Below are 19,890 nucleotides of genomic sequence, written 5' to 3' on the forward strand. Positions count from 1 at the left end.
CGCTGCGGCGGCATTCGGCGGAGATCGAAAGACAAAGGCCCCCACGGGGCCTTTGCCTCGAAGCGTGGATGATCGGGCGTGTCAGGCCACGTTCGGCTCGCTGAAGGCCTCGATCTCGCCCTTGAACGCCTCCACCGGCACGCAGCTGCAGAACACGTTCTTGTCGCCGTAGACGTTGTCCACGCGCGCCACCGGGGGCCAGTACTTCTGCCGCTTCAGCGAGGGCAGCGGGAAGGCGGCCAGCTCGCGCGGGTAGGCGTGGGTCCACGCGGTCGCGGACACCTGGGTGGCGGTGTGCGGGGCGTGCTTGAGCGGGTTGTCCTCGCGGTCGAGCTTGCCCTGCTCCACCGCGCGGATCTCCTCGCGGATCTGGATCATCGCGTCGACGAAGCGGTCCAGCTCGTGCTTGGACTCGCTCTCGGTCGGCTCGACCATCAGCGTGCCGGCCACCGGGAAGGACAGCGTGGGCGCGTGGAAGCCGAAGTCGATCAGGCGCTTGGCCACGTCCTCGGCGCTGATCCCGGTGGCGTCCTTGAGCGGGCGCAGGTCGAGGATGCACTCGTGCGCCACCAGGCCGTTGCGGCCGGTGTAGAGCGTCTCGTAGTGCGGCGCCAGCCGCCTGGCGACGTAGTTGGCGTTGAGCAGCGCGACCTGGGTGGCCTTGCGCAGCCCGGCGGCGCCCATCAGGGTGATGTACATCCAGCTGATCGGCAGGATCGAGGCCGAGCCGAAGCTGGCGGCGGAGACCATGCCCACGTGGTTTTGTTGAGAAGTGCGGCCATGGATGGCCGCTTTTTGATCTTCGCCGACATGGATGTCGGCATAAGTACGCGGCAGGAACGGAGCCAGATGCGATTTCACCGCGCACGGCCCCGCGCCCGGACCGCCGCCGCCGTGCGGGATGCAGAAGGTCTTGTGCAGGTTGAGGTGCGAGACGTCCGAGCCCCACTTGCCCGGCTTGGCCAGGCCGACCAGCGCGTTCATGTTGGCGCCGTCGGTGTACACCTGGCCGCCGTGCCTGTGCACGATCTGGCAGATCTCCACCACGTCCTCCTCGAACACGCCGTGGGTGGAGGGGTAGGTCATCATGATCGCGGCGAGGCGGTCGGAATACTTCTCGGCCGCGCGGCGGATGTCCTCCACGTCCACGTTGCCGTTGGCGTCGCACTTGGTCACCACCACCTGCATGCCGCACAGCTGCGCGGAGGCCGGGTTGGTGCCGTGGGCGGACTCCGGGATCAGGCAGATGTCGCGGTGGCCCTCGCCGCGCGCGCGGTGGTAGGCACGGATCGCCAGCAGGCCCGCGTACTCGCCCTGCGCGCCGGAGTTGGGTTGCAGGCTCACCGCGTCGTAGCCGGTGCATTCCACCAGCATCGCCTCCAGGCCGTCGATCAGCTCCTTGTAGCCCTGCGTCTGCGCGGCGGGGGCGAGCGGGTGGATGTTGGCGAACTCAGGCCAGGTCACCGGGATCATCTCGGCGGTGGCGTTGAGCTTCATGGTGCACGAGCCCAGCGGGATCATCGTGCGGTCCATCGCCAGGTCCTTGTCGGCGAGCTGGCGCATGTAGCGCAGCAGCTCGTGCTCGCTGTGGTGGGTGTTGAACACCGGGTGGGCGAGGAACTTGCTCTTGCGCCGCAGGGCGGCCGGCAGTGCGTCCGGCGTGGCGGCGTCGAGCGCGTCGATGTCGCCCGCGTCGGTGCCGAACAGGGCGGCCAGCGCCGCCACGTCCTCGCGGGTGGTGGTCTCGTCCAGGCTGATGCCCAGGCTGCCGGCGTCGATGCGGCGCAGGTTGATGCGCGCCGCCTCAGCCCTGGCGTGGACCGCCGCGGCGTCGACGCCGGTGACGTGCAGGGTGTCGAAGAAGTCGCCGCCCACGGCGACGCCGGCCTTGCGCAGCGCGGCAGCCAGGATCGCGGCCAGGCGGTGGGTGCGGCGGGCGATCCGGGTCAGCCCCTCGGGGCCGTGGTAGACCGCGTACATCGAGGCCATCACCGCCAGCAGCACCTGCGCGGTGCAGATGTTGGAGGTGGCCTTCTCGCGGCGGATGTGCTGCTCGCGGGTCTGCAGGGTGAGGCGGTAGGCCTTGTTGCCCTCGGCGTCGATCGACACGCCGATCAGGCGGCCGGGCATGTTGCGCTTGTAGGCGTCGCGGCAGGCCATGAAGGCCGCGTGCGGGCCGCCGAAGCCGAACGGCACGCCGAAGCGCTGGCTGTTGCCCACCACGATGTCCGCGCCCCACTCGCCGGGTGCGGCGATCAGGGTGAGCGCCAGCAGGTCGGTCGCCACCGCCACCAGCGCGCCGCGCGCGTGCGCGGCCTCGGCCAGCGCACGGTAGTCGCCGATGCGGCCGAAGGTGTCCGGGTACTGCAAGAGGATGCCGAAGCTGTCCACCGTGGCCGCCTCGGCGTCCTCGCCCACGTGCAGCGCGATGCCCAGCGGCTCGGCGCGGGTGCGCAGCACCTCCAGCGTCTGCGGGTGCACGCCCCGGGACACGAAGAACACGTTGGACTTGCTCTTGGCCGAGCGCCTGGCCAGCGTCATCGCCTCGGCCGCCGCGGTGCCCTCGTCGAGCAGGGATGCGTTGGCGATCTCCATGCCGGTCAGGTCGGCGCACAGGGTCTGGAAGTTGATCAGCGCCTCCATGCGGCCCTGCGAGATCTCCGCCTGGTACGGCGTGTAGGCGGTGTACCAGGCCGGGTTCTCCAGGATGTTGCGCAGGATGACGTTGGGCGTGTGGGTGCCGTAGTAGCCCTGGCCGATGAAGCTGCGGAACACCTGGTTCCTGGCGGCGATGGCGCGGATCTTCGCCAGCGCCTCCACCTCGGTGACCGCGGCGGGCAGGGCCAGCGGCGCGGCGGACTTGATGCTGGCCGGCACGATCGCGTCGGTCAGCGATTCCAGCGAATCGTGGCCGACCACGCGCAGCATCTGCGCGATCTCGGCGTCGTTGGGGCCGATGTGGCGCTCGACGAAGGCGCCGTGGTCTTCGAGGTCGCGCAGGGAAGTGTTCTGGCTCATGGCAAGGGCGTCCGACAGGCAACGTGCGAAGCCGCACGCGGGGCGCCCCTCTGTCCTTTTGCCTGAGAGTTTGGAAGCGCGGACGCTTCGTGCCCCTTCGGCGCCGGATCGAACCGGTCTCTCCAGAGTGTGTCTTGCGCGCGGTGGTATCGGGGCCTGAGCGATTACGGGCGTTGCGCCTTCGGCAGCGGCTGCTCGCCGCTTCTCCCACCGTGTGCCAAGCGCCGGATTATACAGCCCGCGGGCCGGCTGTTGCCGGCCGCCGCGCCGCGCGTTCAACTAGGCGCCTTCCCCGACGCCCGGAGCGGACACCATGCCCCCCTTCAGGCTCCGCCAGCTCGACCATGTGGTGCTTCGCGTGCGCGACCTGGCCGCGATGCAGGCCTTCTACTGCGACGTGCTCGGCTGCCGCGTGGAGCGGCGCCAGGACGAGCTCGGCCTGGTGCAGCTGCGTGCCGGCGCCTCGCTGATCGACCTGGTCGGCGTCGACGGCAAGCTCGGACGCCAGGGCGGCGCGGCGCCCGGCGCCGAGGGGCACAACGTGGATCACGTGTGCCTCAGCGTGGAGGGTTACGACGAGGCCGCCATCCGTGCCCACCTCGAAGCCCACGGCGCGTGCGTGGGCGAGACCGGGCTGCGCTACGGCGCGGAGGGCGAGGGGCCCTCGCTGTACCTGTACGACCCGCAGGGCAACATGGTCGAGCTGAAGGGCCCGGCCATTTCGCCGCCGGCGGACGGCAGCGCGGGCACGTAGGGGCCGCGCCGCCGCTCCCGCCGAACCGCTATGCTGGGGCTTCCCCGCCTTGCTCCCCGCCGCCGATGAACGTGCCCGCCCTGCCTTCCGACGCCGAACTGCGCGACCTGGCCGAACAGGTGGCTGCGGAGGTGCGCCAGCAGAAGCTGATGCTGGTCACCGCCGAATCCTGCACCGGCGGCTGGATTGCCAAGACGCTGACCGACCTGCCGGGCAGCTCGGCCTGGTTCGAGGCCGGCGTGGTGGCCTACAGCTATGAGGCCAAGGAGGCGCTGCTGGGCGTCAACCCGCGCACGCTGGAGCGCCTGGGCGCGGTGAGCGAGGAGACCGCGCTGGAGATGGTCTCCGGCGCACTGGCGCGCTTCGGCGCCGGCGTGGCGGTGGCGGTCACCGGCATCGCCGGCCCCTCCGGCGGCACGCCGGACAAGCCGGTGGGCACCGTGTGGATCGGCTGGAAGCGCCGCGGCGGCTACGCCCACGCGCAGCTGTTCCACTTCCCCGGCGACCGCGAGGCGGTGCGGCGACAGACCGTGGCGGCGGCGCTCGTCGGCGTGCGGAAAGCGCTGACAGCCTGACGAGCCGCGCGCCGCCCCGGACCGGCTTGACCGCTGTGGGATACTTCGTGGCCTGCCGGCTTATCGCAGCCCGTGAGACGACGGATGGGCATCATGCCCTCCATTCCACATCCCAACCAGAGACTTACCGTGATGGATGACAACAAGCGCAAGGCCCTCGCCTCGGCCCTCGGCCAGATCGAAAAGCAGTTCGGCAAGGGCGCGGTGATGCGCCTGGGCGACCGCAGCGACGACGCGGTCGACACCGTGTCCACCGGCTCGCTGGGCCTGGACATCGCGCTCGGCGTGGGCGGCCTGCCGCGCGGCCGCGTGATCGAGATCTACGGCCCGGAGTCCTCCGGCAAGACCACGCTCACCCTGCAGGTGATCGCCAACTGCCAGAAGAACGGCGGCACCGCCGCCTTCGTCGACGCCGAGCACGCGCTCGATCCCTCCTACGCCGCCAAGCTGGGCGTCAACGTGGACGACCTGCTGGTCAGCCAGCCCGACACCGGCGAGCAGGCGCTGGAGATCGCCGACATGCTGGTGCGCTCGGGCGCGGTGGACGTGGTGGTGGTGGACTCGGTGGCCGCGCTCACGCCCAAGGCCGAGATCGAGGGCGAGATGGGCGACTCCCACGTCGGCCTGCACGCGCGCCTGATGAGCCAGGCGCTGCGCAAGCTCACCGCCAACATCAAGAAGTCCAACTGCCTGGTCATCTTCATCAACCAGATCCGCATGAAGATCGGCGTGATGTTCGGCAACCCCGAGACCACCACCGGCGGCAACGCGCTGAAGTTCTACGCCTCGGTGCGCCTGGACATCCGCCGCATCGGCGCGGTGAAGAAGGGCGAGGAGGTGATCGGCTCGGAGACCCGCGTCAAGGTGGTCAAGAACAAGGTGGCGCCGCCGTTCCGACAGGCCGAGTTCGAGATCCTCTACGGCGAGGGCACCTCGCGCGAGGGCGAGATCATCGAGCTGGGCGTGGCGCAGGGCCTGATCGACAAGTCCGGCGCCTGGTACAGCTACAAGGGCGAGCGCATCGGCCAGGGCAAGGAGAACGTGCGCCAGTTCCTCAAGGACAACCCGGCCGTCGCCGACGAGATCGACCGCGAGCTGCGCGCGCGCCTGCTGGTGAACGGCGGCAACTCGCCGCTGCCGGCGGTCGAGGTGGAGGAAGCGTAACGCCCCGTCCTTGCTGTTCCCTCTCCCCGCCGGGGAGAGGGCCAGGGTGAGGGGCCGGCCCTGCGCAAACGGTGGCCAAGGCCGGCTCCGTTGCCGGGCAGAAACCAGCCTGCCACTCACCTCCGTCCTCTTCCCCCGGCGGGAAGAGCAGGCCAGGAGCATGAAGCGCAAATCCGCCGATCCCGACGCCAGCCCGAAAAGCGCCGACAAATCCAAGCCCAGCGCCTACGCCAAGGCGCTGGGCCTGCTCGCGCGCCGCGAGCATTCCCGCCGCGAGCTGGGCCAGAAGCTGCGGCGCGGCGGCTACGCCGGCGACGAGGCCGACGAGGCGCTGGCCCGCCTGGGCGAGCAGCGCTACCAGGACGACGGGCGCTTCGCCGAGGTGCTGATCCGCAACCGCATCGCCCAGGGCTACGGCCCGGCCCGGCTGCGCGCGGAACTCAAGAACCACGGCCTGCCGGACGCGCGCATCCGCGCCCTGCTGGAGGCCGCCGAGGCCGACTGGGACGCCGCGGCGACGGCCCAGCTGCAACGCCGCTTCGGCCCCGCCGGCAGGGCCGCCGATCCCGCCGAACGGGCCCGCCGCGCCCAGTTCCTCTTGCGCCGGGGCTTCTCCGCCGCCACAGTACGGCGTGTTACCCACGCCGACGTGGACGACGCCGACGCCGATTCCTGACGCCCGGGAAGCCGGCCATCCGGCGTCGCCGCGGCGTGGCCTTTTTCGCAGCTTGCCGCCACGACGCATGAAAACCGCCGACATCCGCTCCGCCTTCCTCGACTTCTTCCGCGCGAAGGGCCACACCATCGTGCCGTCCAGCTCGCTGGTGCCCGCCAGCGACCCGACGCTGCTGTTCACCAACTCCGGCATGGTGCAGTTCAAGAACGTGTTCCTGGGCTCGGAGAAGCTGCCCTACGTGCGCGCCGCCGACGTGCAGCGCTGCCTGCGCGCGGGCGGCAAGCACAACGACCTGGATTCGGTGGGCTACACCGCGCGCCACCACACCTTCTTCGAGATGCTGGGCAACTGGTCGTTCGGCGACTACTTCAAGCGCGAGGCGATCGCCTGGGCGTGGGAGCTGCTCACCCAGGTGTTCAAGCTGCCGGCCGAGCGGCTGTGGGTCACCGTCTACCACACCGACGACGAGGCCTACCGGATCTGGCACGAGGAGATCGGCGTGCCGGCCGGGCGCATCGTGCGCATCGGCGACAACAAGGGCGCGCCGTTCGCCTCCGACAACTTCTGGCAGATGGCCGACACCGGCCCGTGCGGCCCCTGCACCGAGATCTTCTACGACCACGGCCCGGAGGTCGCCGGCGGCCCGCCCGGCTCGCCGGACGAGGACGGCGACCGCTACATCGAGATCTGGAACCTGGTGTTCATGCAGTTCGACCGCGCGCCGGACGGCACGCTCACCCCGCTGCCGGCGCCCTGCGTGGACACCGGCATGGGCCTGGAGCGCCTGGCCGCCGTGCTGCAGCACGTGCACTCCAACTACGAGATCGACCTGTTCCAGCACCTGATCCGGGTCGCGGCGGGACTGACCGGCACCGGGGATCTCGCCAACAAGTCGCTGCGCGTGATCGCCGACCATATCCGCGCGTGCAGCTTCCTGATCGTGGACGGCGTGCTGCCGTCGAACGAGGGGCGCGGTTACGTGCTGCGCCGCATCATCCGCCGCGCGCTGCGGCACGGCTGGATGCTCGGCGTGCGCGGCGACTTCTTCTGGAAGATGGTGCAGCCGCTGGTCGAGGAGATGGGCGAGGCCTACCCGGAGCTGAAGGAGAAGCAGCGCTTCGTCGAGGACGCCCTGCGCACCGAGGAGCAGCGCTTCGGCGAGACGCTGGAGCACGGCATGCGCGTGTTCGACGAGGTGGCCGCGAAGTCGGGCAGCACGATCCCCGGCGCCGACGCCTTCCGCCTGTACGACACCTACGGCTTCCCGGTCGACCTCACCGCCGACATCGCGCGCGAGCGCGGCCTCTCGGTGGACATGGCCGGCTTCGAGCAGGCGATGGAGCAGCAGCGCGAGCGCGCCCGCGCCGCCAGCCGCTTCGAGGCCAAGGGCCAGATGCCGGCCGAGCTGGCCAGCCAGCTCGCGCCCACCGCCTTCCTCGGCTACGAGACGCTGGCCACGCAGGGCTGCAAGGTGGCCGGCATCGTGCGCGAGGGCAAGCAGGTGGCCGAGCTCGCCGAGGGCGAGGAAGGCCTGGTGATCCTCGACCGCACGCCGTTCTACGCCGAATCCGGCGGCCAGGTGGGCGACACCGGCGCGCTGGCCAACGGCAACGGCCGCTTCGAGGTGCGCGACACGATCAAGATGGGCGGCGTGTTCTTCGGCCATGCCGGCCGCTGGCACGGCGCGCGGCCGCTGAAGGCCGGCGACGCGGTGGACGCGCAGGTGGACGCCGCGCGCCGCCAGGCCATCGTGCTCAACCACTCCGCCACCCACCTGCTGCACGCTGCGCTGCGCAAGGTGCTGGGCACGCACGTCACGCAGAAGGGCTCGCTGGTGGCACCCGACCGCCTGCGCTTCGACTTCGCCCACCACAAGCCGGTGGGCCGCGAGGAACTGGCGCGGATCGAGGCGCTGGTGAACGCCGAGGTGCGCCGCAACGCCGAGGCCGAGGTGCGCCACATGGCCTACGACGACGCCATCGCCTTCGGCGCGATGGCGCTGTTCGGCGAGAAGTACGGCGACGAGGTGCGCGTGCTGAGGATGGGCGAGTTCTCCACCGAGCTGTGCGGCGGCACGCACGTGGGCCGCACCGGCGACATCGGCCTGTTCAAGATCGTCGCCGAGTCCGGCGTGGCCTCCGGCGTGCGCCGCATCGAGGCGGTGACCGGCGACGGCGCGCTGGCCTACGTGGCCGACGAGGAGCGCCGCCTGGGCGAGCTGTCGCAGCTGCTGTCCAGCGGCGGCGACGACGCGGTGGAGAAGCTGCGCCAGCTGCTCGATCGGCAGAAGAGGCTGGAGCGCGAGCTGGAGTCGCTGCGCGCCAAGGCGGCTGGCTCGGCCACCGCGGACCTCGCCGGTTCCGCCCGCGACGTGGACGGCATCAAGGTGGTGGCGGCGCGGCTGGAGGGCTTCGACGCCAAGGCGCTGCGCGACAGCGTGGACCAGCTCAAGCAGCAGCTGAAGAATTGCGTGGTGCTGCTGGCCGGCGCCGCCGACGGCAAGGTGTCCCTGGTGGCCGGCGTGCACGGCGCGGCGCTGGGCCGCATCAAGGCGGGCGACGTGGTGGCCCACGTCGCCCGGCAGATCGACGGCAAGGGCGGCGGTCGGCCGGACCTGGCGCAGGGTGGCGGCAGCGACAGCGCACAGCTGCCGCAGCTGCTGTCGGCACTCCCGGAATGGCTTTCCACGCAGCTGGGGGCGGCTGCATAGGCCATAAGTCATAGGGGGTGACTGCCGGGTAAATGCGTTGCGTGTCTGCTCGGCGCTCGGCTAGTATCCTACGAATGTGCATTGTCAAAGACGGCAATCGCACCGGTCCGGCGCCTCGCGCCGAATCGCGCGCCGGGGAAGGCGGTAGGGCCTTCGACGGACACAACGTCGAGCTGTCTGGCGTCGGGACTCAGGGGTGAGGTCTCCCGCCATGCAGGCCTGAGACCAACAGCATCATGGAGTACAAACATGTTGATTCTGACCCGCAGGGTCGGTGAAACCCTGATGATCGGCGACGAGGTGACCGTCACCGTTCTCGGCGTAAAGGGCAACCAGGTGCGCATCGGCATCAATGCGCCCAAGAACGTAGCCGTGCATCGCGAAGAGATCTACCAGCGCATCAAGGGCGAGCACGAGGGCGAGGCCACGCCGGGCGAATCCGGCGACCACTGAGCCGGAGGCTTTACCTCGACCGCCGCGGCCGGTATTCTTGCCGGCTCCGCCGCAAGGCGGATCATACCCGGAGAGATGCCCGAGAGGCCGAAGGGGCTCCCCTGCTAAGGGAGTATAGGGTCAAAAGCCTTATCGAGGGTTCGAATCCCTCTCTCTCCGCCAGTACCGAGAAACCCCTGTTTCTACAGGGGTTTTTGCTTTTCTGAGGAAGGGCTTGTCGCTCCAAATATCGCTCCACAAGCGAGCCGATATGCGCATCCCCAACTATCTACAGGGGGCTGAGTATGGCTAGGGATAGCGTTCCAACTGCGTCAATGATCCTCAAGGCCAAGCGCCATGAGGGGATGAACCGCGACCGTCAGGCTTTCGCGCTGCCCGGCCTCCGGCTGCACCTTACGCAGTCAGTTGTGCTGTGTCTGCGGTGTGCAACCGAGCTTGGCGGCCACCGACTGGATCGTGGCCCACTCCGACGGATGGTCAGGCTCTGGTGCTGCCGCACCATGCGCGCAGCTCGCTCCCGGACTTCCTTCGAACACTTCTGCTTCGTCATCGCTCCATCCTCTCAAGGTTCGGAGCCTCCGACAAAGCCGGGGCGGTTCAATCAGGCGCAGTAGCACGCCGCGCTCGTGAGCCCACGTGACCATGGTTCTCCCGCAGAACTCCTTGCCATTGTCCGAGCGGATGACCTTCGGCAATCCTCGGCTCAACGCCAGACGTTCGAGCACGCGGACGACGCAGTGGCCGGAAATCGCACGCTCCGTCTCGATCTCGACCGCTTCGTGCGTGGCGTCGTCGACGACGGTCAGGCACTTGATCACGCGACTGTCGGCCGTGCGGTCGAACACGAAGTCCATCGACCACACTTCGTTGGCTTGCGCGGGGCGTTCCAGCGGCTGCCGTTCGCCGATCGGGATCTTCTTGCGCTTGCGCCGGCGAGTCTGCAGATGGGCTTTGCGGTTTAGCCGCTCGACCCGCTTGTAGTTTGTTCTCTCACCCACCTGGCGCAACTGGAGATGGATCATCCCCACGCCGCAGCGGCGATGCCGATGCGCCAGGGCGATGATCTTCTGGCGCAACGCCACGTCCCGGCCCGGGCGCGGCGAATAGCGTAACGTGCTCCCACTCAGCTGCTGGGCTGGCAGCTCTCGCGCAGCGGCAAGGCCAGTACGGCGGCGGCGCTGGAGCAGGCGCTGATCATCCGCTTCGGAACGTTGGAACGGGTGCAGAGCCCCTTCCTGCTGCGCTCGGACAACGGCCTGGTGTTCATCAGCCGCGACTGCATCCGGCGGGTGCGCAGCTACGGTGTGCGCCAGGAGTTCACCCCGCACTGCCCGCAGCAGAACGGGATGGTGGAGCGTCTCATCCGCACGCTGAAGGAGCAGTGCGCCTACCGCCATCGCTTCGAAAGCCAGCAGCACGCCAGCCGCGTGATCGGCGACTGGAGCCAGTTCTACAACCACCGGCGTCCGCACCAAGCGCAGGGCATGAAGACATCCGCCGAGGCGTATGCTTTAGGGCCATGACCTGTGCAGAAACCGCTGGGTCATTACAACGCTTCCGAAGCGGCGAGCCTTCACACGCTAGGTTCCGGGGAGTGCTGCCGCCCAGGTCTGACCTTACAATGACGCACTGCTGCAAACTGTCGGTCAACTCCGTGCATGCCTCAGATTCTGAGAACATCGCACGTTATAGCGCATGCGTGAGGCGCCACCACGAGAATCGCAATGAAGAAAGATAAGCAGTTGGATTTGTTAGATGTAGCAAGTGAAACCGAAGTTGGGGCGAAGAAGAAAAAGCGGACGCAGGGGGGAGTGGCGACGAGCGATGTTGTGATGTCGGCGCATTTTTCGGGGAATGCTGACGTATTTCCCCAGATTTTGGCGCTACATGTTCCCGAGGGGGCGAAGATTGCAGACACGACCTACGGTAGTGGTGTGTTCTGGAAAAAGGTCGACCTATCGAAATATGAGCTGTTGGCGACTGACATCGCGCAAGGCATCGATTGCCGCAAGCTGCCGTATGACTCTGAAAGTCTAGATGCCGCCGTCCTCGATCCTCCCTATATGGAAGGTCTGCTTCGTGCGTCTAAGGAGCACAAAGCAGGCGGAGGGTCTCATTCCGCATTCCGTAGCTACTACTCGAACGGGGATGAGACGCATGGTGAAGGTCCCAAATACCACGCGGCGGTAGTCGATTTATACTACCGTGCGGGAGAGGAAGCTCACCGAGTTTTGAAGCCGAAAGGCGTTTATATTGTCAAATGTCAAGATGAGGTCTCGGCAAATCGTCAATGGTTGACGCACGTTGAGATAATCAACCATTACGAAAAAATAGGTTTTTATGCCAAGGATATCTTCGTAACGATGCGTTTGAATGCGAGTGTATCACGGTTAAAAAAACAGGTCCACGCTCGCAAGAATCATAGTTATTTCTTGGTGTTCGTGAAGGTGCCAAAAGGCAAGACCGTTTTGCAGATGAAAAGCTAATCGGTAACAATTACGGTATCCTTCCCGTCGTCCCGGTTAGTTTTTTCAATAATAATGGGGCCGTCTTGGTTCCGCTCGTTTACCAGCTCGTCTAAGAGTTCGAAGGGATTTTCGGTGAATGGAGGGCGTGGCGGCCACTCGACCGGAACCAGTGAAGCGATGAGTTGTTCGCGTTGCGCTGGGGTGTATTTCTTGAATGTCGAGGTGGGCAGGTCGCGGTTTTTTGCAAAGGCAAATTTCCACGTATCACCAAACGCGAAGCAGTTGACGGCAAGCAAATCAAATTCACCGCGAAGGAGCAAGGTGGTGTTGAGTTCGGTGCCGTCTGGGGAATTTGACAATCCGCCGATCACTCCCGTCCACCTGCGCTTTACCCGTCCAACGCCCATCTTCTGCCTGTCGACACATCGCTGTTTGCAGGCTCTTAACCTCAATCGTGAGTGTTTGGCCCTTATATTTGATCCGCCTATCTCCCTTCTTCTTACGGTCATGGTCGTCGTCCTTGTCCACTTCGGTGATGGAGGGGTGATCCAAAAAAGCGTCGTGAAATTTGCGCTCAGCCACATAGCCTAAAATCATTCCGCGCAAACTAGGATTTTGATCAATAAGGTCGCTAAGGTTTTCTTCGGTGATACCCCAGCGTTCGAAAATTAAAGGCTTCTTGTCGCTCATCCTGTCCTACCGATTTCGGCAATAACGTCCATTGGGTCAATGCCGAGAACGGTGCACACATCGAGGAACTCGACAACATCGAGCCCGCGCTCGCCCGATTCATATTTGGACACGAACGATTGAGGGCGACCAAGCGCAGTTGCGACCTGTTGCTGGGTAAGACCTCGGCGAGTGCGTGCCTCAGTGAGGGCCTTTTCAAGGCGGTTGTAGCGATCATCTCTCGGCATGCGCCCATCGTCCTATCCTGAATTTGGATATCCCAAATCAGGATCATGGCGGCCATGGTTGACCTTGACGGCAACTAGCAAGGCGGACGAAGTTCGGGACACGTTTCAGGGGCACGTTTTGGGAACCGACAGGCGTTGGGGTTGTGGGTTACGATCACGTCCCTCCGTACTTTCGCCAAGTCGATCAAGGGCCCTGAGACGTCGGGGCTTTTGTTATGAGCGTATCCGTGCGCTCAGCCCTCCGCCCTACCAAGCCGATTGCGCCCTGCCGCCTTCGCCTCGTAGAGCGCCTCGTCCGCCGCCTTGAGCAGCCTTTCCAGGTCGCGGTGCCGGCCACGCTGGAACGCGGCGACGCCCGCGCTCGCGGTGACGGTGCGGGACGGGTGGTTGCCGGCGTGCAGGATCTGCAACCCGCCGACCCGGGCGCGCAGCGCCTCGACGATCTCGCCGGCCCTTTCGGCGGCCGTTCCCTCGAACAGCATCAGGAATTCCTCGCCGCCGTAGCGGCCGACCGTGACGCCCGCGTGCGCGAGGGCGCCGTTCCGCAGCGTCGCGCCCACCGCCGAAAGGCAGTCGTCGCCGGCCAGGTGGCCGTAGGTGTCGTTGAACGCCTTGAAGTGGTCGATGTCCATCATCGCCACCGCCAGGGCCTCGCCCTGCTCGACGGCGCGCTCCCAGGCGCGCTCGAGCGCGCGCTGGATGCCGCGCCGGTTGGCCAGTCCGGTCAGTTCGTCCTGGAAGACCGACTGCTGCAGGCTGCGGCGCAGGACGCGCCGCTCGTCCTCCACCGACAGGTGGTGGGCGGTGAGCAGCGCGTTGCGCGCGCCGTAGGCCACCACGGCGAGCAGGATCATGACGCGCGCCAGCACGGGCTCGGAGGGCAGCAGCACGAGCGCCAGCCCGGTGAGCGCCAGGCTCAGCGCGAAGGGCACGATGCTCGCCGTCAGGTTGACGGTCAGCCGCGACGGCCGGTAGCCGCGCAGCCATGCCCTGCGGCGGCTCAGCAGGACGCCGAGCACGGCGGGCGGCACGGCATGGAGCAGCTCGGGCAGGTAGGACTCGCTGGCGAGGATGAGGCGGTTGTGCGCGCCGGCGCAGAGCGCGTCCAGCCAGGCGTAGCTGGCCAGCACGAAGAAGAAGCGCCGCTCGTCGGCGCGCCGGCTGGCCAGCAGGCGCAGCGTGGCGAAGGCGGCGACGAAGAGGTCCATGCCGTCGAACATGCGCGACAGGAACAGGGCCGCCGCCGGGCTCTGGCCGGAGGGCGGCAGCTGGACGTGGAGCAGGTCGTAGAACAGCCAGGCGATCGACGCGGCGAGGATGCCGTCGATCAGGTTGGTCCAGCGCGCGACCGGCGAGCCGGGGTTGTAGGAGGCGGCGACCACCATCAGCAGGGCGGACACGCAGAAATGGAACGCCGGGTCGACGGCCACCAGGGTGCCGTCGGTGTGGACCCAGGCGTCGGCCGCGAGCAGGGCGTAGGCCGCCAGCTTGGCGCACAGGGCCAGCAGCAGGATGCGCCAGAAGGGCCGGTTGTGGGTGACGCTGAGCCGGCTGCGCTGCCAGCACAGGCAGAGCGTCAGGCCGTACATCGCCACGACCAGCAGGTAGCTGCGCAGCAGGGCGTCGGCCGGCGCCAGCGCGACCACCCACAGCTGGGCGGCGAGGAGCAGCGCGTAGATGCGGGGCGTCCACTGCTGGGTTTTCATGGCCAGCGGTCCTGGGTGGTGCCCGTCGAACCGAGGCCTTCGCTGCAACGGCGCAGCGTGGGCCGCCATGCGGCACCGGCGCGGGGCGGCGGCTGCAATCCTCGGCCAGGGCGGCGCGGGAAGTAAAGGGCGTCCTGCGGATCCTGCGAGGCAGGTCGCCGGAAGGGCGCGGCGCGGCTCAGCCCGGCGCCAGCCCGCGCAGCTCCACGCCCTCGGGCGCCACCCGCAGCACCGAGCCCTGCTCGTACCAGTCGCCCAGCACGATGCGCTCGGCGGGGCGGCCGTCGAGCTCGAAGCGGTGGATCGCGGGGCGGTGGGTGTGGCCGTGGATCAGCCGCGTGACGCCGGCCTTGCGCATCGCCCCGGCGACGGCATCGGCGTTGACGTCCATGATGCTTTCCATGGTGCTGCCGGTGTGCGCCTTGCTGTCGGCGCGCGCCTTGGCGGCGAAGGCGCGGCGCGCCTCCAGCGGCATGGCGAGGATCTGCGCCTTCCACTCCGGCGTGCGCACCTGCCGGCGCACGGCCTGGTAGGCGAGGTCGTCGGTGCACAGCACGTCGCCGTGCATCAGCAGGGTGGGGCGGCCGTACAGGTCGTGCACGATACCGTCCTGCAGCAGCTCGAAGCCGGCGCGGCGGGCGTAGTCCTCGCCGAGCAGGAAGTCGCGGTTGCCCGCCATGAAGTACACCGGCACGCCGGCCTCGCGCACCGCGCGCGTGGCGCGGGCGATGCGCGCGGGCAGCTCGGCGTCGTCGTCGTCGCCGATCCAGGCCTCGACCAGGTCGCCCAGGATGTAGAGGGCGTCGGCCTGCCGCACCTCGTCGCCGGCGAGGTAGCGCTCGAACAGCTCGGTGATCCGCGGCCGGCTGTCGTCCAGGTGCAGGTCGGCGATGAACAGGCTGGCCATGGCTCAGTGCCTGGCCTTGCCCGTCTTGGCCGGCGCGGCGGGCCTGGCCGTGGCGGACGGGACGGCGGGAGCGGCCGCCGGCGCCGCGCTGCCGGCCGGGGCGGCCTCGCCGACCACGCTGGCGCTCTCGATCACCACCAGCGGGTCGGGCACGTCGTTGGCGAAGGGGCCGAGCCCGCGCGTGGGCAGCGCGGCGATCCTGTCGACCACGTCCATGCCCTTGGCCACCTTGCCGAACACCGCGTAGCCCCAGGTCAGGCTGCTCTGGTTGCCGGCGTAGTCCAGGCGGCGGTTGTCGACCAGGTTGATGAAGAACTGCGCGGTGCCCGAGTTGGGGTCGGCGCCGCGCGCCACCGCCACGGTGCCGCGCAGGTTGGACAGGCCGTTGTCGGCCTCGCTGGGCACCGCGGCGTGGGTGCGCTTGGGTTGCAGGTCGCGGGTGTACAGGCCGCCCTGCACCAGGTAGCCGGGAATGGCGCGGTGGAACACCGTGCCGGCGTAGAAGCCGCTGCGCACGTACTGCAGGAAGTTGGCCACGCTCTTGGGCGCCTTGTCCGGGTACAGCTCCAGCGTGATGTCGCCCTGGCTGGTGTGCAGCAGCACCTGCGGGTGCGGCGCGGCCGGCGCGGTCTGGGCTCCCGCGGCGAGGGACAGGCAGAGCAGCAGCGAGGCGGGCAGGAAACGGTTCATGGCGTCACGGAAGGTCGGCGGCATCCGCGCATGATACGCGCGCATGGCGCCGCATGGACCCTGCGCTCAGGTCGGCAGGATGGCGAGCGCGAGGCCGAGCTCGGCCATCGGCGCGCGCTCCTGCTCCAGGTCGGCCTCGCTGAGCGGGTGCTGCTCCAGCCACGCGGCGGGCAGCGCCAGGCGCAGGCGCTGGCTGGTGGCGGCGAGCCTGAGCGGCGGCAGCGACTCGGCGCGCCGCGCGCGGCGGAACAGCACGGCCAGGCGCAGCAGCGCGGTGATCTGCCGGGCCAGCTGGCGGTAGCGCTGCGGCAGCGCGGAGAACACCGCCTTGTCCGGCTTGCGCCGGTGCGATTCGACGATGGCGGCGAGCAGCTGCTGTTCCTGCCGCGAGAAGCCGGCCAGGTCGGCATGGCGCAGGATGTAGGCGCCGTGGTGGTGGTGCTGGCTGTGCGCGATGGCCAGGCCGATCTCGTGCACGCGCGCGGCCCAGGACAGCCACTCGCGCGCCTCGCCGTCCAGCTTCCACGCCGGCGCCACCTGGTCGAACAGCTGCAGCGCGGTGGCTTCCACCCGGCGCGCCTGCGCGCGGTCGACGCCGTAGCGGTTCGCCAGCGCGTCGATGCTGGCGGTGCGCGGGTCGCTGCCGCCGGCGCGGCCGAGCAGGTCCCACAGCAGGCCCTCGCGCATCGAACTCTCGCACACGCGCATGCGCTCGATGCCCAGCGCCTCGAACGCCGCCTCGAAGATCGCCACCGCGCCGGCGATCACCGGCGCGCGGTCCTCGGTCAGGCCGGGCAGGCGGATCGCCTCGACCTGGCCCTGCTCGATCAGCGCGTCGCGCACGGCGGCGAGCGCGGCCGGGGTGACGCCGTCGTCGGAGAGCTTCATCGCCTGCACCACCGAGCCGATCGCCTTGGCGCTGCCGGAGGAGCCGTAGGTGTCCTGCCAGCCCGACTCGCGGTAGTCCTCGGCGAACTGCTGCAGCAGCACGCCCAGCTCGGCGCGCGCGCGCTGCCAGCGCTTGCGGGTGAGCTTGCCGCCGGGGAAGAAGTGCAGCGTGGAGGCGATGCAGCCGGCCTGCACGCTCTCGGTGTGCAGCGGCGCCACGCCGCGGCCGATGATGAATTCGGTGCTGCCGCCGCCGACGTCGATCACCAGCCGCGGCTCGCGCGAGGCGGGCAGGTCGTGCGCCACGCCGAGGAAGATCAGGCGGCCCTCCTCGCGGCCGGAGACGATCTCCACCGGATGGCCCAGCGCGGACTCCGCCGCGGCCAGGAAGGCCTGCGGCGAGGCCAGCCGGCGCACCGTGTTGGTCGCCACCGCGCGCACGCGCGCCGACGGGATGCCGGCGATGCGCTGGCCGAAGCGGGCCAGGGAGGCCAGCGCGCGGGCGCGGTGGGCGGTGTCCAGCGTGCCGTCGGCGCGCAGGCCGGCGGCCAGGCGCACGGTGTCGCGCAGGCGGTCGATCACCCGCGGCTCGCCGTGCTCGACGCGGGCCACCACCATGTGGAAGCTGTTGGAGCCGAGGTCGACGGCGGCGATCAGCTCGCCGTCGCGGATCTGCATCTGGTCGCCTTGGCTCACGCGGTGCTCCTTGCGGACGAGGCCGGGATTCTCGCATGCCGTGGCGCGACCGCGGCGGGACCCGTCGCCGCGGGCCGCGTGCGGCATGCGCGGCGCGCGGCCGCGCCGGAACGCCGCGTCACGCGCCGCACAGCCGCTCCAGCAGGGTCTGCTGCGCGTTGTGCGGCGGCTGCTCGCCGGGCGTGGCGCGCACGTAGCGGCCGTCGCCGCCGAGCAGCCAGGCCTGGGTGTTGTCGGCCAGGCCGTTGGCCAGCGTCTCCTCGAACACGCGCGCGGCCAGCGCCGGGTCGAGGATCGGGAAGGCCACCTCGATGCGGCGCATCAGGTTGCGCTCCATCCAGTCGGCGCTGCCGCAGTACAGCTCGCTGTCGCCGTCGTTGTAGAACCAGTACACGCGGCTGTGCTCGAGGAAGCGGCCGACGATGGAGCGCACGCGGATGCGCTCGGAGACGCCCGGCAGCCCGGGGCGCAGGGTGCAGGCGCCGCGCACGATCAGGTCGATCTCCACGCCGGCCTGCGAGGCGCGGTACAGCGCCTGGATCACGTGCGCCTCGTTGAGCGCGTTGAGCTTGGCGACGATGCGCGCCGGCTTGCCGGCCTGGGCGTGCGCGGTCTCGCGCTCGATCTTCGCCATCACGCTCTTGTACAGCGTGAACGGCGACTGCAGCAGGCGCCGGAGGTGGATCACCGGCCCCAGCCCGGAGAGCTGCTGGAACACCTTGTGCAGGTCCTCGGTGATCTCCGGCTGCGCGGTCATCAGGCCGATGTCGGTGTACACGCGGCTGTTGGCCTGGTGGTAGTTGCCGGTGGACAGGTGCGCGTAGCGGCGCAGCGCGCCGCCCTCGCGGCGCACGATCAGCATCATCTTGGCGTGGGTCTTGTAGCCCACCACGCCGTACACCACCTGCACGCCCACCTCCTGCAGGCGCGTGGCGAGGCGGATGTTGGCCTCCTCGTCGAAGCGCGCGCGCAGCTCGATCACCACGGTGACGTCCTTGCCGTTGCGCGCGGCCTCCACCAGCAGGTCCACCAGCGGGGTGTCCTCGCCGGCGCGGTAGAGCGTCTGCTTGATCGCCAGCACGTCCGGGTCGGCGCTGGCCTGGCGCAGCAGCTCGACCACCGCGCCGAAGCTCTCGTAGGGATGGTGCAGCAGCACGTCGCGCTGGCCGATCGCCTCGAACATGCAGCGCCCCGGCCCGATCGCCGGCGGCTGGCGCGGGGTGAAGCGCGGGAACTTGAGGTCGGGCCGGTCCACCCAGTCGTACACCAGCCCGGCGCGGATGATGTTCACCGGGCCGTCGCAGCGGTAGACGTCGGCCTCCTCCAGCTCGAAGTTGTTGACCAGCATCCGGGTGATCGCCTTCGGGCAGTCGTCGGCGATCTCCAGCCGCACCGGCCGCGCGTAGCCGCGCCCGGCCAGCTCCTCGCTGAGCGCGCGGGCCAGGTTCTCCACCTCGGCCTCCTCCACCATCAGCTCGCTGTTGCGGGTGACGCGGAACTGGTAGGAGCCGACCACCTTGAAGCCGGGGAACATCAGGTCGACGAAGGCCTGCAGCAGCTCGGCCAGGAACACGAAGTCGTCGCCGCCGCCGTCCACCTCGGGCGGGATGCGGATGATCCGCGGCAGCGAGCGCGGCGCGCGCACCAGCGCCATGTGCCCCTCGTGGCCGAAGGCGTCGCGGCCCTTGAGCACCACCGCGATGTTGAGCGTCTTGTTGAGGATGCGCGGGAACGGGTGCGCCGGGTCCAGCCCCAGCGGCGACAGCACCGGCAGCACCTCGTGCTCGAAGTAGCCCTGCAGCCAGCGGCGCTGGCGCTCGCTCCAGCGGTCGCGGGTGAGGAAGCGGATGCCCTCGGCCTCCAGCTGCGGCCCCAGCTCGCCGCGCCAGGTGGCGTACTGCTCGCCGACCAGGTCGAGCACGCGGGCGCGGATGCGCGCGAGCAGCTCGCCGGAAGGGATGCCGTCCGGCCCCGGCGCCGCCGAGCCGTACATGTGGTGGTGCTTGAGCATCGCCACGCGCACCTCGAAGAACTCGTCGAGGTTGTTGGCCACGATGCTGAGGTAGCGCAGCCGTTCCAGCAGCGGCACGGCGGGATCGTGCGCCATCGCCAGCACGCGGAAGTTGAACTCCAGCGCGGCCAGCTCGCGGCTCAGGTACAGCTCGGGCGCGGCCAGGTCGGGGGTGGCGAGGGCGGCGGTCGGCGGGGGCTTGCGGGTCATGCGGTCATTCTGGCCGATGCCGGCGGGCAGTACATGCCGCAGTGCCG

Annotated in this window: 17 protein-coding genes, 1 tRNA gene, 1 pseudogene and 1 riboswitch; of the genes and pseudogenes, 9 read left to right on the forward strand and 10 right to left on the reverse strand. The window is 69.0% G+C overall.

The features are described 5' to 3' along the window. Window positions 1-81: 81 nt before the first annotated feature. Window positions 82-3,018, reverse strand: coding sequence for an aminomethyl-transferring glycine dehydrogenase (gene gcvP, locus C7456_RS00480; RefSeq protein ID WP_109721819.1), 2,937 nt, complete (start codon window positions 3,016-3,018; stop codon window positions 82-84). Window positions 3,019-3,058: 40 nt separating this feature from the next. Further along, window positions 3,059-3,154, reverse strand: a riboswitch (glycine riboswitch). Window positions 3,155-3,331: 177 nt separating this feature from the next. Here gcvP and C7456_RS00485 point away from each other — a divergent pair. From C7456_RS00485 to C7456_RS00515, 7 genes are all read left to right on the forward strand, one after another. Next, window positions 3,332-3,772, forward strand: a complete 441-nt coding sequence (locus tag C7456_RS00485; protein ID WP_109721820.1) for a VOC family protein — start codon at window positions 3,332-3,334, stop codon at window positions 3,770-3,772. A gap of 65 nt (window positions 3,773-3,837) precedes the next feature. Next, window positions 3,838-4,347 (forward strand): CinA family protein, encoded by a 510-nt coding sequence (locus tag C7456_RS00490; RefSeq protein WP_109721821.1) that lies wholly within the window; start codon window positions 3,838-3,840, stop codon window positions 4,345-4,347. Window positions 4,348-4,479: 132 nt separating this feature from the next. Further along, entirely contained in the window at window positions 4,480-5,511 is a 1,032-nt protein-coding gene (gene recA, locus C7456_RS00495; RefSeq protein WP_109721822.1) for a recombinase RecA, read from the forward strand. A gap of 160 nt (window positions 5,512-5,671) precedes the next feature. Next, window positions 5,672-6,187 carry a regulatory protein RecX gene (locus C7456_RS00500; protein ID WP_109721823.1) on the forward strand — a complete coding sequence of 172 codons (516 nt, stop codon included), beginning with the start codon at window positions 5,672-5,674 and terminating at the stop codon, window positions 6,185-6,187. Between the two features lie 67 nt (window positions 6,188-6,254). Further along, the gene (gene alaS / locus C7456_RS00505) at window positions 6,255-8,897 is read left to right on the forward strand and encodes an alanine--tRNA ligase (protein ID WP_109721824.1); all 2,643 of its coding nucleotides are present in this window, start codon (window positions 6,255-6,257) and stop codon (window positions 8,895-8,897) included. Between the two features lie 249 nt (window positions 8,898-9,146). Beyond that, on the forward strand, window positions 9,147-9,350 hold the full coding sequence (gene csrA, locus C7456_RS00510; RefSeq protein WP_109721825.1) for a carbon storage regulator CsrA: 204 nt from the start codon (window positions 9,147-9,149) through the stop codon (window positions 9,348-9,350). A gap of 69 nt (window positions 9,351-9,419) precedes the next feature. Further along, window positions 9,420-9,512: transfer RNA gene (locus C7456_RS00515), tRNA-Ser, on the forward strand. A gap of 431 nt (window positions 9,513-9,943) precedes the next feature. On the opposite strand, the pseudogene C7456_RS00520 reads toward C7456_RS00515, so the two are convergent. After that, window positions 9,944-10,474: pseudogene (locus C7456_RS00520) on the reverse strand (DDE-type integrase/transposase/recombinase); the annotation flags it as partial. Window positions 10,475-10,570: 96 nt separating this feature from the next. On the opposite strand from C7456_RS00520, the gene C7456_RS00525 reads away from it, so the two are divergent. Beyond that, complete coding sequence (locus C7456_RS00525; RefSeq protein WP_245889727.1) at window positions 10,571-10,873, forward strand: integrase core domain-containing protein; 303 nt, start codon at window positions 10,571-10,573, stop codon at window positions 10,871-10,873. A gap of 201 nt (window positions 10,874-11,074) precedes the next feature. Next, window positions 11,075-11,836 carry a DNA methyltransferase gene (locus tag C7456_RS00530; protein ID WP_109721827.1) on the forward strand — a complete coding sequence of 254 codons (762 nt, stop codon included), beginning with the start codon at window positions 11,075-11,077 and terminating at the stop codon, window positions 11,834-11,836. Here the strand turns inward: C7456_RS00530 and C7456_RS16760 are convergent. The 8 genes from C7456_RS16760 to ppk1 all read right to left on the reverse strand — a co-directional run bounded on the left by C7456_RS16760 (window position 11,833) and on the right by ppk1 (window position 19,843). Further along, a complete protein-coding gene (locus C7456_RS16760; RefSeq protein WP_170120137.1) occupies window positions 11,833-12,138 on the reverse strand; it encodes a hypothetical protein in 306 nt (101 codons plus the stop codon). The genes C7456_RS00530 and C7456_RS16760 overlap by 4 nt on opposite strands. Next, the gene (locus tag C7456_RS16765) at window positions 12,122-12,508 is read right to left on the reverse strand and encodes a hypothetical protein (RefSeq protein WP_139942795.1); all 387 of its coding nucleotides are present in this window, start codon (window positions 12,506-12,508) and stop codon (window positions 12,122-12,124) included. The genes C7456_RS16760 and C7456_RS16765 overlap by 17 nt, the downstream gene beginning before the upstream one ends. Further along, the gene (locus tag C7456_RS00535) at window positions 12,505-12,735 is read right to left on the reverse strand and encodes a helix-turn-helix domain-containing protein (RefSeq protein ID WP_109721828.1); all 231 of its coding nucleotides are present in this window, start codon (window positions 12,733-12,735) and stop codon (window positions 12,505-12,507) included. Before C7456_RS00535 ends, C7456_RS16765 begins: the two co-directional genes overlap by 4 nt. Window positions 12,736-12,968: 233 nt before the next feature. Beyond that, on the reverse strand, window positions 12,969-14,441 hold the full coding sequence (locus tag C7456_RS00540; RefSeq protein ID WP_109721829.1) for a GGDEF domain-containing protein: 1,473 nt from the start codon (window positions 14,439-14,441) through the stop codon (window positions 12,969-12,971). 178 nt (window positions 14,442-14,619) lie between these two features. Next, window positions 14,620-15,348, reverse strand: coding sequence for a UDP-2,3-diacylglucosamine diphosphatase (gene lpxH, locus C7456_RS00545; RefSeq protein WP_109721830.1), 729 nt, complete (start codon window positions 15,346-15,348; stop codon window positions 14,620-14,622). A gap of 3 nt (window positions 15,349-15,351) precedes the next feature. After that, window positions 15,352-16,038, reverse strand: coding sequence for a peptidylprolyl isomerase (locus C7456_RS00550; protein WP_109722103.1), 687 nt, complete (start codon window positions 16,036-16,038; stop codon window positions 15,352-15,354). Window positions 16,039-16,104: 66 nt separating this feature from the next. After that, window positions 16,105-17,604 (reverse strand): Ppx/GppA phosphatase family protein, encoded by a 1,500-nt coding sequence (locus tag C7456_RS00555; RefSeq protein WP_425454610.1) that lies wholly within the window; start codon window positions 17,602-17,604, stop codon window positions 16,105-16,107. 136 nt (window positions 17,605-17,740) lie between these two features. Then, the gene (ppk1, locus tag C7456_RS00560; RefSeq protein ID WP_109721831.1) at window positions 17,741-19,843 is read right to left on the reverse strand and encodes a polyphosphate kinase 1; all 2,103 of its coding nucleotides are present in this window, start codon (window positions 19,841-19,843) and stop codon (window positions 17,741-17,743) included. Window positions 19,844-19,890: the final 47 nt, after the last annotated feature.

It is taken from the genome of Fulvimonas soli (genome assembly GCF_003148905.1).
GTDB classification, from domain to species: domain Bacteria; phylum Pseudomonadota; class Gammaproteobacteria; order Xanthomonadales; family Rhodanobacteraceae; genus Fulvimonas; species Fulvimonas soli.